At 42.9% G+C, this 15,093-nt stretch carries 16 protein-coding genes; all 16 read right to left on the bottom strand.

The window, feature by feature from the left end; all coding sequences use genetic code 11:
• Position 1: 1 nt before the first annotated feature.
• The 16 genes from JNG37_RS06200 to recJ all read right to left on the bottom strand — a co-directional run bounded on the left by JNG37_RS06200 (position 2) and on the right by recJ (position 15,077).
• On the bottom strand, positions 2-724 hold the full coding sequence (locus tag JNG37_RS06200) for a glycosyltransferase family 2 protein (RefSeq protein ID WP_158455251.1): 723 nt from the start codon (positions 722-724) through the stop codon (positions 2-4).
• Positions 721-1,662, bottom strand: coding sequence for a glycosyltransferase family 2 protein (locus JNG37_RS06205; protein ID WP_158455253.1), 942 nt, complete (start codon positions 1,660-1,662; stop codon positions 721-723). Before JNG37_RS06205 ends, JNG37_RS06200 begins: the two co-directional genes overlap by 4 nt.
• Positions 1,659-2,807 carry a beta 1-4 rhamnosyltransferase Cps2T gene (gene cps2T, locus JNG37_RS06210; protein ID WP_158455255.1) on the bottom strand — a complete coding sequence of 383 codons (1,149 nt, stop codon included), beginning with the start codon at positions 2,805-2,807 and terminating at the stop codon, positions 1,659-1,661. Before cps2T ends, JNG37_RS06205 begins: the two co-directional genes overlap by 4 nt.
• Before the next feature lie 88 nt (positions 2,808-2,895).
• Positions 2,896-3,747 carry a dTDP-4-dehydrorhamnose reductase gene (gene rfbD, locus JNG37_RS06215; protein WP_158455257.1) on the bottom strand — a complete coding sequence of 284 codons (852 nt, stop codon included), beginning with the start codon at positions 3,745-3,747 and terminating at the stop codon, positions 2,896-2,898.
• Between the two features lie 54 nt (positions 3,748-3,801).
• Positions 3,802-4,848, bottom strand: coding sequence for a dTDP-glucose 4,6-dehydratase (gene rfbB / locus JNG37_RS06220; protein WP_002937117.1), 1,047 nt, complete (start codon positions 4,846-4,848; stop codon positions 3,802-3,804).
• Positions 4,849-5,027: 179 nt separating this feature from the next.
• A complete protein-coding gene (locus JNG37_RS06225) occupies positions 5,028-5,513 on the bottom strand; it encodes a phosphoribosylanthranilate isomerase (protein WP_158455259.1) in 486 nt (161 codons plus the stop codon).
• The gene (locus tag JNG37_RS06230; RefSeq protein WP_014637724.1) at positions 5,513-6,106 is read right to left on the bottom strand and encodes a dTDP-4-dehydrorhamnose 3,5-epimerase family protein; all 594 of its coding nucleotides are present in this window, start codon (positions 6,104-6,106) and stop codon (positions 5,513-5,515) included. The genes JNG37_RS06225 and JNG37_RS06230 overlap by 1 nt, the downstream gene beginning before the upstream one ends.
• A complete protein-coding gene (rfbA, locus tag JNG37_RS06235) occupies positions 6,106-6,975 on the bottom strand; it encodes a glucose-1-phosphate thymidylyltransferase RfbA (RefSeq protein WP_158455261.1) in 870 nt (289 codons plus the stop codon). Before rfbA ends, JNG37_RS06230 begins: the two co-directional genes overlap by 1 nt.
• Before the next feature lie 99 nt (positions 6,976-7,074).
• Positions 7,075-7,899 (bottom strand): ZIP family metal transporter, encoded by an 825-nt coding sequence (locus tag JNG37_RS06240; protein WP_158455263.1) that lies wholly within the window; start codon positions 7,897-7,899, stop codon positions 7,075-7,077.
• Positions 7,900-8,006: 107 nt separating this feature from the next.
• Entirely contained in the window at positions 8,007-8,801 is a 795-nt protein-coding gene (locus JNG37_RS06245; RefSeq protein WP_158455265.1) for a Nif3-like dinuclear metal center hexameric protein, read from the bottom strand.
• Entirely contained in the window at positions 8,788-9,474 is a 687-nt protein-coding gene (locus tag JNG37_RS06250) for a tRNA (adenine(22)-N(1))-methyltransferase (RefSeq protein ID WP_158455267.1), read from the bottom strand. Before JNG37_RS06250 ends, JNG37_RS06245 begins: the two co-directional genes overlap by 14 nt.
• Before the next feature lies 1 nt (position 9,475).
• Entirely contained in the window at positions 9,476-10,162 is a 687-nt protein-coding gene (locus JNG37_RS06255; RefSeq protein WP_158455269.1) for a DnaD domain-containing protein, read from the bottom strand.
• A gap of 7 nt (positions 10,163-10,169) precedes the next feature.
• On the bottom strand, positions 10,170-11,102 hold the full coding sequence (gene metA / locus JNG37_RS06260; RefSeq protein WP_158455271.1) for a homoserine O-acetyltransferase MetA: 933 nt from the start codon (positions 11,100-11,102) through the stop codon (positions 10,170-10,172).
• A gap of 92 nt (positions 11,103-11,194) precedes the next feature.
• The gene (locus tag JNG37_RS06265) at positions 11,195-11,707 is read right to left on the bottom strand and encodes an adenine phosphoribosyltransferase (protein ID WP_158455273.1); all 513 of its coding nucleotides are present in this window, start codon (positions 11,705-11,707) and stop codon (positions 11,195-11,197) included.
• A gap of 77 nt (positions 11,708-11,784) precedes the next feature.
• The gene (locus JNG37_RS06270) at positions 11,785-12,849 is read right to left on the bottom strand and encodes a DUF3114 domain-containing protein (RefSeq protein WP_158455275.1); all 1,065 of its coding nucleotides are present in this window, start codon (positions 12,847-12,849) and stop codon (positions 11,785-11,787) included.
• An 11-nt stretch (positions 12,850-12,860) separates the two neighbouring features.
• A complete protein-coding gene (recJ, locus tag JNG37_RS06275; RefSeq protein WP_158455277.1) occupies positions 12,861-15,077 on the bottom strand; it encodes a single-stranded-DNA-specific exonuclease RecJ in 2,217 nt (738 codons plus the stop codon).
• Between the last annotated feature and the right edge of the window lie 16 nt (positions 15,078-15,093).

The following is a 15,093-nucleotide window of genomic DNA, read 5'->3' on the forward strand; positions in this document are numbered from 1 at the left end:
GTTAATTCTCCTTCATATAAGCTGCCATGATGATTGATAACAGTACATCAACCATATAGGTAATAGATTTTAAGGCGCTAATGCTAGAGACTCCTTCTGTTCGTTCAAACATGTTGGCAGGAATTTCTTCAACACTATAGCCTTTTTTTAGAATTCGAACAATCGTCTCAGGCTCAGGATAAGCAACTGGATAACGTTTAGCAAAGTAAGAAACAATTTCTTTATTGGCCACACGATAACCGCTAGTGGTATCATAGATTCGCTTATGTGTTGTCAACTTAATCAAGTTGGAAATCAGATTAATCCCCATACGACGCATAACTGTTGACTGAAAATTTTCTTTGGATTTGTCCACAAAACGAGAACCAATAACAAAATCACAACTGCCATCTAGGACAGGAGTAACTAGATTTACAATACTTGCAATATCGTGCTGTCCGTCACCATCAAACTGAACTGCAGCATCGTAGTTGTTGCGCTCAGCATAGATATAACCAGTTTGTACAGCTCCGCCAATTCCTAGATTTCGAACCAAATCCACATGATTTAAATTATATTCATCTAAAATTTGAGATGTCTTATCCTTTGATCCATCATTGATAACCAAGTAGTCTATTTGAAAGGCTAGATGATTTCGCTTTTTAAAACTTTCAATAGACTGAACGGTTCTTAAGATGCTTCCTTCTTCATTGTAAGCTGGAATGATAATTAGAACTTTTTTCATTTGTTTCTTTCGTTATAAATATTTGTCAGTAACAAAAATCTAAAAACAAAAATATGTTTCCATTGATTTTTAGAATACTTGTATTTCAAAATCCTTGATAAGCGTCCTATAAAACTTTGCTTATCGATATCACTAAAATTTTCAATCATTTCACGATCATCTTTTGGAAGAGCTGAAAATTTAAGAAGATAATTTGCTTGCTTTTGAGTATCGTGAATTAATTTCCAATAGCGAGTAAATATATATCTTGGACCTAATCTAAAAATTTTAAATCGCTTCCCCAACGTTCTAGCCCCTAATACATTATTACCGTGTTGACGGTAGAGTTCGCCAGGTTGGTCGATATAGATGAGTTTACCGAGGGCGCTGGCAAGGAGGGCTAGGTACCAATCATGCATGATGATCGTTTCGTCACCTTGCCAGAGTTGTGCTAGAGCATGATTGAACATGGCAACGCCACCTGTTACGGTATTTTCTGTCAATTCTTGGACCAGTTGCGTGTTGGCATGGTGGGACTGGCTTCGAATCATGCTTTCGTTTAAAACTCTCAGGTTTTCGTCAACCACTTTGAGATCCATATAAACCATCACAGGTAGATCCTGAGGATGTTTTACAGCCTCGTCTAGACAAACTTGTATCTTATCTGGCAACCACACATCATCCTGGTCGCATAAAAAATAATAATCAGCAGCTTCTTCTGTCAAAACTGCGTGAAAACTAGCGATGACTCCGAGATTTTGTTTGACATCCTTATTGATAAATCGAATGCGAGAATCTTGTTCGCAAAAAGATGAAATGATATCACAGGTTTTATCTGTTGAACCATCATCACGAATCAATAAGTTCCATTCTTGAAATGTCTGGGCCTGAATAGACTCAATCTGCTCTGCTAAAAATCGTTCACCATTATAGGTGGACATGAGAATATTTACTTTCATTCTTGAAATAAAGCCTCGTATTGTTCCACAATTGTATCCCAAGTATATCGTTCTGCCATCAAGTTTTTGGCAGCAATGCCTTGGTCTTTTTGCGCACTAGATTCAGTCATATGGTCAATCAATTTTGTTAGCTCATATGGGGTTTTATCCCAGTAGTAAACCGTATCTAAGGCGACTTTTTTATTAAAATCAACACCTAATACCAAGTTTTCATCGGTATGACCAAGGGCCTCTAGCAAGCCTGGATTAGTTCCTCCGACCTCGTGACCATGTATGTAGGCACGACATGCCTGGCGAAGGTACTTCAAGAGATCTTGCTGATAGATAGTACCAATAAACTTCACTCGTTTGTCTTTTGAGAATCCTGTCTTCTCATCTAGCTTTTCGAAATATGCAGATCCTTGGTAGTTGCAGACAATCACTAAATCCATCTGTGTCTGAGATTGTAAAAACTCCTTAAGAATCCACTCATAGTTATTTTCAGGTACAAATCGACCGACCACTAAGAAATACTGACCTTCCTTCAAATCCCACTGTTCAAACAATTCTCGAACTTGAGATGAATCCGAGGTGAGTTGGGAGGGCGTTTGATCGGTACCATAGGCGATGAACTGGGTCTTGACACCTGGATAGGCCTGGTGCAAATAGTCTTCAATGCCCTGGTTATCAGCAACAATCAAGTCAGCCATTTGTGCCATCATTTTCTCAGAAAATTTCAGGTAGGCCTGAACTGGTTTGGGCCATTTAGCACGTTTCCACTCCAATCCATCAGGGTTTACAAGGAGTTTCCCGCCAACAGAGTGAATCATATGAGCAAAGGGAACGATGAAGCCACCTATGGTATTTCCCAAAATGTAGAAAACAGGAGAATCGATTGCCTGTTTTTTAACAATGGAAATTGCATAGCGGATAGCCTGCATATCATAAGCGATTACACGAGCTGGACCGAGTTTAGGTGGATTAATTGTAAAACAATCAACCCCTTTAAAATCAAAATGTGTCTGATGATCAGTGTCTGAGAGACAAGCCACATGGTATTGAATGGTCGAATCTTGTTGATGGGTCACTAGCTGTTCAACGAAAGTCTCAAAACCACCGTATTTAGCCGGAAGTCCTCGACTTCCAATGATAAAAATATGTTTCATACTACCTTCGCTTAAAAATTGTAATCAGATAATTATACCATATTTTCGACTGGATTTCATGAAAAAAGCGAGTCCATGCTCGCTTGCCTTATTTTTTAGTTTGGTTATAAAAAGCTTCAAGAGCTTCTTGCCAAGTTGGGATGACAAAGCCTGTGGCTTTTGCCTTGTCCAAACTCATGGTTGAGTTGAAGGGACGTTTTGCCTTGGCTGGGAACTGGCTAGAATCCACTGGCAATACCTTGGTGTTGGTATCCTTGAGGATTTCCGTAGCAAAGTCAAACCAAGTTGTATCTTCTGCTGCATCGTTTGACAAATGGTAGTAACCAAATGCTTGCTTGGTGTCCACCAAGTGTACCATGAATTCCGCAAGTGTGCGTGTCCAGGTTGGACGACCGTGTTGGTCGTTAACAACTGTCAAGGTATCCCGAGTTTCCGCAAGGTTTTGCATGGTGAAAACAAAGTTTTTACCGTAGTTACCAAAGACCCAAGCCGTACGAACAGTGTAGAACTTGTCTGCAAACTTCTCAACTGCTTCCTCACCCAAGCGCTTGGTACGACCGTATTCAGATTGCGGATCTGGTTGGTCATCTACTTGCCATTCTTGACCGACTGGCAACTCACCATTGAAGACATAGTCCGTTGAGATATAGACAAGGGTTGCACCGTATTTAGCAGCTGCCTTGGCAACATTTTCAGAGCCTGTTACGTTAATCTTGTAGTTGAGTTCTTTACCTTCATCTTCTGCCATATCAACAGCTGTGTAGGCTGCACAGTGGTAAACAACGCTTGGCTTGACTTCGGCAAAGAAGGCATCTACCTTGTCTGCATCCGTGATATCCATTTCTGCTACGTCAGCAGCAACGTACTCAACACCACGCTCATCCAAGAGATAACGCAATTCTGTACCCAACTGACCATTTGCACCTGTAATTAAAATCATATTTGCTCCTTATTTCAAGAAAGGCTTGGGCAAGAGCCCCAGCCTGTGATTGTCTTATTTAATAACTTCCTGTGTCTTAGCATAGTTGGCTTCAACTGCTTCTTTTTCAGCCTTCCACCAATCTTGGTTGTCTGTGTACCACTGGATTGTTTCTTCCAAACCTTGAGAGAAGTCTGTGAATTGTGGTGTCCAACCAAGCTCATCACGAAGTTTGCTTGCGTCAATAGCATAGCGCAAATCGTGTCCTGCACGGTCAGTCACGTGATCGTAAGCATCTTTTGGTTGACCCATTTTTTCAAGAATCAATTCAAGCACTTCTTTATTGTTCTTCTCACCGTCAGCACCGATTAGGTAAGTTTCTCCCATACGGCCTTTTGTCAAGATTGCCCAAACACCAGTCGAGTGGTCGTTGGTATGAATCCAGTCACGGACATTTTTACCTTCACCGTACAGTTTTGGCTTGATACCTGCCAAGATGTTGGTGATTTGGCGTGGGATAAATTTCTCGATGTGTTGGTATGGACCGTAGTTGTTTGAACAGTTTGAAATAGTCGCTTTAACACCAAATGAACGCACCCATGCTTTCACAATCAAGTCTGATGCAGCCTTGGTTGATGAGTATGGTGATGACGGGTTGTAGTTGGTTTCTGCAGTGAATTTCTCACCTGGACCCTCACCATGACCTGGCAAATCTTCACGCAAAGGAAGGTCGCCATATACTTCGTCAGTTGATACATGGTGGAAACGAATATCGTATTTACGAGCCGCTTCAAGAAGAGTGTAAGTACCGATAAAGTTGGTATGGATGAATGGGCTTGGATCGTTGAGGGAGTTGTCGTTGTGGCTTTCTGCCGCATAGTGAACGATGGCATCTGCTTTAGCAGCCAGTTTGTCAACCAATTCAGCATCTGCAATATCACCAACAACCAGCTCAACACGGTCACCAAGAATAGCTTCCAAGTTAGCCTTGTTACCAGCATAAGTAAGTTTATCCAAAACAGTTACGTGAACGTCTGGATGATTGTTATAAACATAGTGTACAAAGTTTGAACCGATGAAACCAGCTCCACCAGTTACGATAATATTTTTAAATTGAGACATTTTTTTCTCCGAAAAGTTTTTTCTTTTTTGTGTGTCATCTTAGGTAGTGGGGACGTAAGCAACCACCAAGGTGTTTCATTACTAAACCATGAGCCTAAGGTCTCATGGTTTCCCCCGCTCCTTAGCAAAGCAAAGGTGCATCTCACTACGGCGATGACACACAGAACTGCTCGCTTTTTTTACTTCAATAACTCTTCCAAGTAAGCAATCTTGGCAAAGTCTTTTTGATTATTGTTTTCTGCTCGGTAGGAATCTTTTGAAGAGGATTGGTAGATTTTTAGGTATTGTTCAAGCGTCGGTAGGTAATAGCGAACACCAGCTGTTTCTAGTTCTTCCAAATCTTCTAGCTCTACACCAGCAAATTCAGGCAGCGAATGCAGCCCTCCGAATTCAACAGATAGGCCGTCTTTATGAAATTCATGTTCATGACGGTCAACCAGAACATATCCTAGTTGGTTCATCATGGCAATCACCTCATCTGCACGGTAAATCCGTTCGTCGTCTGGGGCTTCCCAGCCACGTGGATCACTTGGAACATGAATATCTAAATCTCCTGCCTGCCAGTCCCTACCTGTTCGCCTTTCCAAACCAACTGAGCCCATTAACAAGGGAGTGATTCCTAACTTGTTTAACTGCTCTGCTATTTCCAAAAAGGCTTGAAACATTAGAGGTCCTCTTTTCTCAAAGGCTTAACGTCCTTGAGGAGTGGGTGATTCTCATCTGCTTCTGAAACTTCTGCTTCTTCTAGGTTTTCCCACTGGATGTCGAGGCTAGGGTCAGCGTAGTTGACGAAGGCATACTTAGGCTTGAGTTCCAAAGCCCAGTAGTCGTTGACCAAGTAGCTGTAAGCCACGAAATCTGACAAAACTTGGAAACCGTTGGCAACGCCACGTGGGACAAAGATACCTTTTGAAGCATCGATAACTGTTTGATAGGTATTACCGAAGGTTTCGCCTTCACGAAGATCCACCCAAGTTCCCAAAACCTTACCGCCATCTGCCACTGAAATGTATTTATCCCAAGGCTCTGCGTGAAGACCACGAAGAACGTTTTTGCGAGAGAAGGAAACATTATTCTGCAATTTTCCTTCTGCAAAGAAGCTCTCAGGGAAGCCTAGAGGCAACATTTTTTCCTTTTGGAAGTTCTCCTTGAACCAGCCACGGTTGTCGCCATGAACAGGAATGTCGAATTCTAACATTCCAGGAATGGCTTCAACAGGACGAGCAGCTAGTGTTTTACCGAAAAAGTTTTCTGTCATTAGGCTTCTCCAATCAAACGGAGCAAGTATTGTCCGTATTCATTTTTCTTAAGTGGCTGTGCCAATTCATGTACTTGTTCTTTTGTAATGTAACCCATGCGGTAGGCAATTTCTTCCAAGTTAGCCACTTGAACGTTTTGCAAACGTTGAACCGTTTCGATGTACTGTGCAGCTTCCAAGAGGCTTTCATGCGTACCTGTATCCAACCAAGCAAATCCACGGCCCATGAGTTCCACAGACAAGTCCCCACGGTCTAAGTAAGCCTTGTTGACATCTGTGATTTCCAACTCGCCACGAGGTGACGGTTTGATATTTTTGGCAATCTCAACAACATCATTGTCATAGAAGTAGAGACCAGTAACAGCAAAGTTTGATTTTGGCTCTTCAGGTTTTTCTTCGATAGAGATGGCATTCATATCTGCGTCAAACTCGACAACACCAAAGCGTTCTGGGTCTTTTACTTGGTAACCAAAGACAGTCGCGCCCTTTTCTTTGCTTGCTGCACGTTGCAACATCTTGGTCAAACCATTTCCGTGGTAAATATTATCACCTAAAATAAGAGCAACACTATCCGTACCGATAAACTCTTCGCCGATGATGAAGGCTTGCGCCAAACCATCTGGACTTGGTTGTTCTGCATATGAAAGTGAAATTCCAAGTTCAGAACCATCTCCCAACATATCCTTAAAACGTGGAAGATCTTGCGGAGTTGAAATAATCAAAATATCTTTGATTCCAGCCAACATCAATGTTGACAATGGATAATAGATCATTGGTTTATCGTAAATTGGCATCAACTGTTTTGAAGCTGCACGCGTTAAAGGATACAAGCGTGTACCTGACCCACCAGCTAGAATAATACCTTTCATATAAGAGTACCTTCCCTAAATTAATATCAGTTCATTATACCATATTTTTTCTGAAAATGTCATATGGAAAAAGCCTGCATACCTACAAGCTTCTCCTTTTTACCCTAAAGCGACATCTAAAATCATCATAATGACAAAACCTGCCATCAAGCCAAGTGTAGCAATATCCGTATTGCCATTTGTTTGTGATTCAGGTATCAACTCTTCTACTACAACAAAAATCATTGCCCCAGCAGCAAAGGAAAGCGCATAGGGTAAGATAGGAGTCATCATAGTCACTGCAAGCGCACCAATCACAGCAGCAATTGGCTCAACAATCGCTGACATGGATCCCCAGAAAAAGGCTTCCTTTCGCGACTTTCCATCAGTACGAATTGGGATCGAAAGCGCCGCCCCCTCTGGAATATTTTGCAATCCAATCCCTAAAGCCAGACCTACGGCACCAATAAAAGCTGCAACCGTATAATTACTTGCTAATGCACCAAAGGTCACCCCAACAGCCAATCCTTCTGGAATGTTGTGAATAGTAATTGCTAAAAATAGTAAAGCTGTCTTAGACAGATTCTTCCTGTCCTTCTCACCGCCACCTTCTGCCTTTTCTCTTTCATTGCCCAAATGCAAGTGTGGAATGAGGGCATCAACCAGGCGCAAAAAGAAACCTCCCGCCAAAAAGCCAACCGCAGCTGGAACCCAAGACCATTTTCCATAGCTTATTTCGGCATATTCGATGGACGGAGCAAGCAAGGACCAAAATGAAGCTGCAATCATGACCCCTGCAGCAAAGCCAAGCATGGTATCTAATAATCGCCGGCTAACTGTACGAAAGAAAAACACTATCGCTGAACCGACAATCGTACAAAACCATGTAAACAAACCACCTATTAGCGCCTGTATAACTACAGACTGTTCTGTAAACCACGTCATGTCATCATCCTATCCTATTTTTAATCAAACATATTCCTTTTGTTAGGATACCCTAACAATCTTAAAAAATCAAGAGAATCTAAGAAAAAGCCACAATTTTGTGACTTTTATAGGTGTCTAAATGGATTGGTCGAAACAGTTGAAGGAAGAATGTCCACATCCCAGCCCTCTTCTGCTTTCCAAGTTTCCAGTAAGTCTGCAATTTTCTTGATAAACAAGGCTTCGATATGATGGCCTGGATCAATCGCTAGCAAGCCTTGTGTCAGCATATCCTGACCCGTATGATAGTAAATATCGCCCGTGATGTAAACATCTGCCCCCTTGGCAAGAGCATCATGGTAGTAGGAACCGCCACTTCCGCCACAAATCGCCACACGACTGACATACTGCTGAGCTTGATGCCCATAGGTCACCAGACGAACAGCATCTAGACCAAAGACCTCCTTGACTTTCAAGGCTAATTCCTCCAAGGTCTGCTCTGCTATTGTCCCCACACGACCAAGTCCCTGCCCTTCGGCAGTTTCAATCAAGTAGGTAGTATCCTGAATCCCCAAAAGGTCGCAGAACCAGTCGTTGAGTCCACCCTCAACCACATCAATATCTGTATGACTGACATAGACTGCAATATCGTGCTTAATCAAATCAAGATACATTTTAGTTTGTGGATTATCTGCCACCAAATCCTTGATTGGACGGAAAATCGGAGCATGCTTGACAATAATCAGGTCCACCTGCTTGTCAATGGCCTCTGCCACCGTCGTTTCTCGAATGTCCAGAGCCACCATGACCTGACGGATATCCTTCTTAAGCGTGCCGATTTGCAGACCCTTGACATCGCCCTCCATAGCTAAAGCTGGCGGACAAAAAGCCTGATACCGCTCGATTACTTTACTTGCTAACATGAAGAACCTCCTGAATTTGTTGTATTTTTTGAGAAATGACAGAGCGGTCAGCCTGGCGTTCAAGGGGCACTTGTTCCAAGGCATAGGTCAACTTGTCCAACTCCTTGAGCCACTTCTTCTGGAAGGTTGCAGACTGCTCTTCCAGCAAATAAGGACCAAACCGCAACTGGTCTGCTGTCAAGTCTGTACTCCCTTTCTCCGCCACTAAGATTTCATAAATCTTGTCATTTTCTTCCAAGATTTCCTCGGCAATCAACTGAAAATCATGCTCAACCAACCAATGACGGACATCATCTTCTCGGTTATTGGGCTGTAAAACCAATCGCTCAACCGAACCAAGTTTGTCTTTCCCAGCTTCCAAGATTTCGGCAATTAAACGACCACCCATTCCTGCAATGGTAATGGTGCTTACTTGGTCATCTAGCTCAACTGCCGCCAGACCATTGCCCAGGCGAACAGCAATCTTATCTGACTGACCAGCCTGCTCCACATTTTGTAGGGCTGACTGGTAAGGTCCTTGGACCACCTCACCTGCGACCGCAAAATCAATCCTGCCCTGTTCCACCAAAAAAAGAGGGAGATAAGCGTGGTCACTCCCTACATCTGCTAATCGAGCCCCTTGAGGCACATAGGAGGCTACTGCCTCTAATCGTCTTGATAATTTTGTTTCCATATTAATCTTTCCAAAGATTCATTGCATCATAGAATTCAGCTGATGCTGTTACTTGTTTGGGATTGACTTGTTCCCGCTCTGCATTTTTCGCTTCTACTTGGGCGACCGTTGTGATTCCTTCCCGACGCCAGTTGCGCAAAATAGCTTGAATATAACGCCAGTTTGTCTTACCACTAAAAACCGCTTCACGAAGTGCTGCTCGAATCAGGTCAGCAGCTGTACCTTCCTCCAAGGACTGTTGCAAATCTTCTAACTCAAACGGAGACAGCATTCTGCCCAATTCTCGCTCGAAATCAGAAACCAGCTGCAACAAATCATTCTCAAGCAAAGGTGGAGCTGTCTCCTCAAGTGGCAGACATGCTTGCGGCTGATGCAAATCTTCCAAGCGATCAAAGAGTGGAAAGGCATTGAACAAGATATCTACTTCTCCAGCAACGCTAATTTCTTTTAATTCCAAGAGGCCTTTTTCTACAAGACCTTCAATCAAGTCATTAATGATCATCAGGTCTTGCCCAGTTGCCTGAGCGATTTCGCTAGGTGCAATGGCCTCTAGCGAACTGGTATTTTGAAAATAGAAAAATTGCCAAACGAGGAATTCTTGAGCAGAATCAAAAATTTCCTGAAAACGAAAGAGGAGGTCAGCTGGCAAAACCAGGTGACCTTCTTTGAAATGACGAAAAGTGGACATTTTCCTCTTAATCCCTTTCTGTGCTATCGAATTGACTCCAATCAAACGGAGTTTCTTGGTAAACAGCATAATTTATCCAGTTGGTGAAAAATTGCGCCGCTGCCAAATTCCATGTTAAACAAGGCAGACGATTCAAATCATCTTCTGGAAAATACTGATGAGGTAGATTTGGAGATTTCCCTGCGGCACAATCACGCTGATACTCTCTTTGCAAGGTGTCTCGGTCATATTCTAAATGCCCAAAACTATAAACCTCGCGCAAATCATGACTGGCTAGAATGGACAGTCCCACTTCTGGACCTGCAGACAAGATTTTCAAATGCGCCAGCGATTGAATATCTTCCTTTCGAACTTCCGTATAACGTGAATGCGGCGCCTTAAACTGGTCATCAAACCCTCTCATCAATGGACAATGCGTCGCCAAGACTTGCTGAGAATAAACTCCAGAGAGTTTCTCCTTCAAGGCATGTTTTGCAACGCCATAACGAGCATAGAGACCAGCTTGCGCTCCCCAACATATATGAAGTGTTGAATAAACGTGGCTCTTTGCCCAATTAAAGACCTCTAGTAATTCAGGCCAATAATCCACCTCCTCAAAAGGTAGATTCTCAACAGGGGCGCCAGTCACAATCAAACCATCAAAGTACTCCTCACGAACTTCAGAAAAATCTTTGTAAAATTGATCCAGATGGTCGCTATGGGTATTTTTGGATTCATGACTAGCCATATAGAGGAACTCAACTTCCAACTGCAGGGGGGTATTGGCTAAAAGACGGAGTAACTGAGTCTCCGTCACAATCTTATTAGGCATCAAATTCAGAATGAGAATTTTGATTGGCCGAATATCCTGACTGCCTGCGCGGAGATGATCCATTACGAAAATATTTTCTGTCCGTAAGATATCTACCGCTGGCAAATTTTTCTCTAACTTAATGGGCATAGCAACCTCCATCTCTTTTTATCTATTATAAAAGAGGAAGCTATACTTTTCAATTAGAATAAAAATAGGAATTGTTATAGTTTCAAGCTATATTAGTAGTGCATCAAAACCTTGTAATCGTAGTCTCCGATTGCTTCACGGCCTTTTAAGTCGTCCAATTCAATCAAGAAAGCACAACCAGCAACAACGCCACCCAATTTTTCAATCATTTCGATTGTGGCTTTAACAGTTCCACCAGTAGCCAACAAATCATCCACAATCAAGACACGTTGACCTGGTTTGATGGCATCAGAGTGCATGGTCAAGGTATCAACACCATATTCTTTTTCGTAGTCTGCTGAAATCACTTCGCGAGGCAATTTTCCTGGTTTACGAACAGGGGCAAAGCCGATTCCCAATTCGAATGCCACTGGACATCCAACGATGAATCCACGCGCTTCAGGACCAACGATCATATCGATTTTCTTGTCCGTTGCATATTGGACAATTTCACGAATAGCATAACTATACGCATTGCCATCAGCCATTAAGGGGCTGATATCTCGGAAGGTAATTCCTTCTTTGGGATAGTTTTCAATGGAGGCAATGTAATTTTCAAGTTTCATTTTATTCTCTCTTTATTTTTTATTCTACTCTTCATTATAGCATGAAATTCCTATTTTGGGGACAAAAATCCCACTTATCAACCAGATTCCACTTCTCTCTTCAGCTTTTTAATTTCTCGCTGGACTTGACTGTACTTGCTGACACCATCAAATGCTGTTCCCCCCCTTGGGTTTTTATAATGAAAAGCCCAGTTTTTCAATGAAAGCGACAGGTTTTTCCTAGGGAACAAGCTAGGGGCTAGGTAGCGGCCTGCTTTGGTCTTCATCATTTTTTTTCGAAAGACTGGATCCATCTTTCTAACAGGAGCGATATCCAAAAGCCAATGCAGTCGGTTGTTGCGACTGGCATAGTTAAATGAAGCACCATTTATCGTTCCATTTTTATCAAACTGACCATCCCCAATCAGTAGAAATTGCCCTTCCGCTGACAGAATAAATTCGGAATGGAAATGGACCAGAATCTTCAGGTTTGGCGGAAAATGACGGACTTGATGTCCATTTGCTGATAGGAAAACTTTATTGTGGAGGCGGGCAGATTCGTCCAAGCGATAAACCTTTTTTTTCAAAGTTTTTAGATAAGAAATGAGAGCATCGCGGTCGGACTGTCCATTTTTTCCATGGTGTTGTCGCACCCAGTTAGCTTGCTGATTGGCAATTAAATACCGAAGTTGGTGCAGGTCTCTCCACAGTCCCTCCTGCGATTCATCTGAAAAGCATTCGGCAACAAAACCTGCAAAATCTTTCCAAAATGGATGGTGAGGCGGAGTTTCTTTCGACATCTTTTCCAACAAAGTAGCCGCTTCTTCTGCACTTCCCTTCCATTCCTTTGGAAAATCTAGAAAAGAAAGGAAGAAGGCCAGATGCTGTTGTTTTTCTTGCTTAGACCCTTGCCACTGGGCTAAGCAGAGTCGGTGAAAGCTAGAGCTAGCAAACAGACCTGCTTCTGCACTGTTTATTTGGCCCTTAACCCTACTTAGAGCAGTTTGCGACCACCCCATCTGAGACAATTCTTGCAAAAAGGCATCGCTTTTCTCAAACTGCACATCCTCCTGTTGCTTTCCCCTTGGTTCTCTGCCAGTCAATTTGTAGGCACTCCAGAGCAAAAGGACAAACAAGCTAAGGTATATGATCCAATTTGACATAGATCCTTCTCCTAGTTTTCCATCAGCCAATTATAGATTTCTTGTACCGTTCCAAGGGCCATGAGTTCTTGTTCCATGACCTGCTGTTTCAACTCTTGGTAAATCTGACTGTCTGCAATGGCACGTTTTTCAGCCTCAGAATTGACCGTCATGACACCGTCCGTGATGGTGACAAAGCCAAGTTCTTGGAAAATCTGAATCATTTTGACCAAGAGCGGTTGCTTGATTTTCAAGTAGTTTGCCAATTCTGCCAGCTTGTAACGGACATCAAATTCTTTAAATTGATAAATGGTCTTGTAAAGTTTAGCAAACTGGTCTCGGCTACCGTATCCATCTAGATAATAAGGCGTCTTTATCTCATTTTTGAAATAGATGGCCTGAAAATCATGGTCTTGGAAAACGGATTTAAGGTCAGACAGATTTTCTGGTAGCTGAGCTAGAACTAGAGATTGGGCTCCAACTAGAGGACTTAAATCAGTCATATCCAGAACAGGAACGCCATCCGGCAAGGCTTGTTGCTTACTGCGGATGTTATAGAGCTGAACACCTTCTACTCGAGCATCAACCAGCATTAATTGAAGACTGGTATTGCCGTTCCACTGGTTGACCGTCAGGGTCACTGCCAACTCCAAATTCTTTGCTTGAGAAAACTCCAAGGCTTTGTTCCCTTGACCGAAAGCTACTAAATCAAAAGCTGCTTGTCCCTTGACCAGACGGACTTTGAGGTGGGCATTCCCCTGACCCATGGTTCGTGCAGACTCAACCTGCACATCTTTCACATAAAAAACTGGTTTTTTATTGTCCATACCATATGGCGCCAGTTTGTCAAAAGACTTGAGCGTATCCAAGGTTAATTCTTCCAAGTCCAATTCTTCGTCTAAGACCAAGCTAGACTTGCTGGCATTTTCAAGGTTATTGGTCCGAATATAGTCTGCAAGCATTTCAGCTAAGGCATCGAGCTTGTCTACTTCCAAGGTCATTCCAGCTGCTCCAGCATGACCGCCAAAGGCGATAAAGAGATCTTGATGTTCCTTAAGAGCTTGGAAAATATCAACTGCTTCAACCGAACGGGCAGAACCTTTGGCACGACCATCTTCTATGGACAAAACAATAATAGGTTGTTGTACTTCTTCTAAGAGACGACCTGCAACAATTCCCAGAACACCAGGATTCCAGCCCTCTTTGGCAAGAACCTGAACAGGTTGATTGGGGTCAATCATTTCCTTGGCTTGGTTATAAATGTCCTGTACAATTTCCTTACGTTCGGTATTTTTAGCATCGATCATGAGGGCAATCTCATGAGCTTCTTCCTCGTCAAAGCCTGTCAGCAAATCAATGGCTGGATTGGGATCGTCCAAACGCCCAAGAGCATTCAGGCGTGGAGCAATTTGAAAACCAACGGTTTCTTCATCGAGACTAGCGGGCTCAATCCCTGCAATCTGCATCAACTCCTGTAAACCTGCTCGTTCTGTCTGCTTGAGAAGTGATAAACCATATTTGACCATGACTCGGTTTTCATCAGTCAAGCTGACCATGTCAGCAATGGTACCAATAGCAACCAAATCCAGCAAGTCTGCATGGATTGTTTCAAGAAGTGCACAGGCTAGCTTAAAAGCCACACCACAGCCCGCCAAATGTTTGAAAGGATAGTTGCCCGCTGGGTGTTCTGGGTGAACGATGGCATAGGCATTGGGCAAGGTCTCCTGTAAAGAATGGTGGTCTGTCACTACGACATCGACACCCATTTCTTGGGCATAGGCGATAGCCTCATGACCTGCTACACCATTATCTACAGTAACAATCAGGGAAATCCCTTCCTGTTCAATGAAATACTTATAGACTGACTGATTGGGGCCGTAACCATCCGTAAAACGATTGGGAAGATAGACCCGAACCTCTGCTCCCAATTCCTCCAAAGTTTCCTTAAGGATTGATGCCGAGGTCATGCCGTCTGCATCGTAGTCCCCATAAATCAAGATTTGCTCATAGTCCTCAATAGCCCGACGAATCCGCTCCACCGCCTTATCCATATCATGGAGGAGATAGGGATCATGCAAATCCTCTAAACTCGGTTGCAAAAATCTGGTCAAGGCTTCCTTGGTCTGGATACCTCTCTCATAGAGGAGCTTAGCTGCAAGCGGATCTAATCCTTCTTTTTTTGCTAGTTTGATAAAATCATTATCGGAAAAACCTGGAAGAATCTCCCAGTTATAGTTTGATGTAATCACTTTTTTCTCCTTTAAT

Source organism: Streptococcus suis (genome assembly GCF_016775005.1).
Taxonomy (GTDB): domain Bacteria; phylum Bacillota; class Bacilli; order Lactobacillales; family Streptococcaceae; genus Streptococcus; species Streptococcus suivaginalis.

Bases quoted from the DNA above. Each gene is read 5' to 3' on its own strand.
- JNG37_RS06200 (WP_158455251.1), bottom strand. From the start codon at position 724: ATGAAAAAAGTTCTAATTATCATTCCAGCTTACAATGAAGAAGGAAGC.
- JNG37_RS06205 (WP_158455253.1), bottom strand. From the start codon at position 1,662: ATGAAAGTAAATATTCTCATGTCCACCTATAATGGTGAACGATTTTTA.
- cps2T (WP_158455255.1), bottom strand. From the start codon at position 2,807: ATGAAACATATTTTTATCATTGGAAGTCGAGGACTTCCGGCTAAATAC.
- rfbD (WP_158455257.1), bottom strand. From the start codon at position 3,747: ATGATTTTAATTACAGGTGCAAATGGTCAGTTGGGTACAGAATTGCGT.
- rfbB (WP_002937117.1), bottom strand. From the start codon at position 4,848: ATGTCTCAATTTAAAAATATTATCGTAACTGGTGGAGCTGGTTTCATC.
- JNG37_RS06225 (WP_158455259.1), bottom strand. From the start codon at position 5,513: ATGTTTCAAGCCTTTTTGGAAATAGCAGAGCAGTTAAACAAGTTAGGA.
- JNG37_RS06230 (WP_014637724.1), bottom strand. From the start codon at position 6,106: ATGACAGAAAACTTTTTCGGTAAAACACTAGCTGCTCGTCCTGTTGAA.
- rfbA (WP_158455261.1), bottom strand. From the start codon at position 6,975: ATGAAAGGTATTATTCTAGCTGGTGGGTCAGGTACACGCTTGTATCCT.
- JNG37_RS06240 (WP_158455263.1), bottom strand. From the start codon at position 7,899: ATGACGTGGTTTACAGAACAGTCTGTAGTTATACAGGCGCTAATAGGT.
- JNG37_RS06245 (WP_158455265.1), bottom strand. From the start codon at position 8,801: ATGTTAGCAAGTAAAGTAATCGAGCGGTATCAGGCTTTTTGTCCGCCA.
- JNG37_RS06250 (WP_158455267.1), bottom strand. From the start codon at position 9,474: ATGGAAACAAAATTATCAAGACGATTAGAGGCAGTAGCCTCCTATGTG.
- JNG37_RS06255 (WP_158455269.1), bottom strand. From the start codon at position 10,162: ATGTCCACTTTTCGTCATTTCAAAGAAGGTCACCTGGTTTTGCCAGCT.
- metA (WP_158455271.1), bottom strand. From the start codon at position 11,102: ATGCCCATTAAGTTAGAGAAAAATTTGCCAGCGGTAGATATCTTACGG.
- JNG37_RS06265 (WP_158455273.1), bottom strand. From the start codon at position 11,707: ATGAAACTTGAAAATTACATTGCCTCCATTGAAAACTATCCCAAAGAA.
- JNG37_RS06270 (WP_158455275.1), bottom strand. From the start codon at position 12,849: ATGTCAAATTGGATCATATACCTTAGCTTGTTTGTCCTTTTGCTCTGG.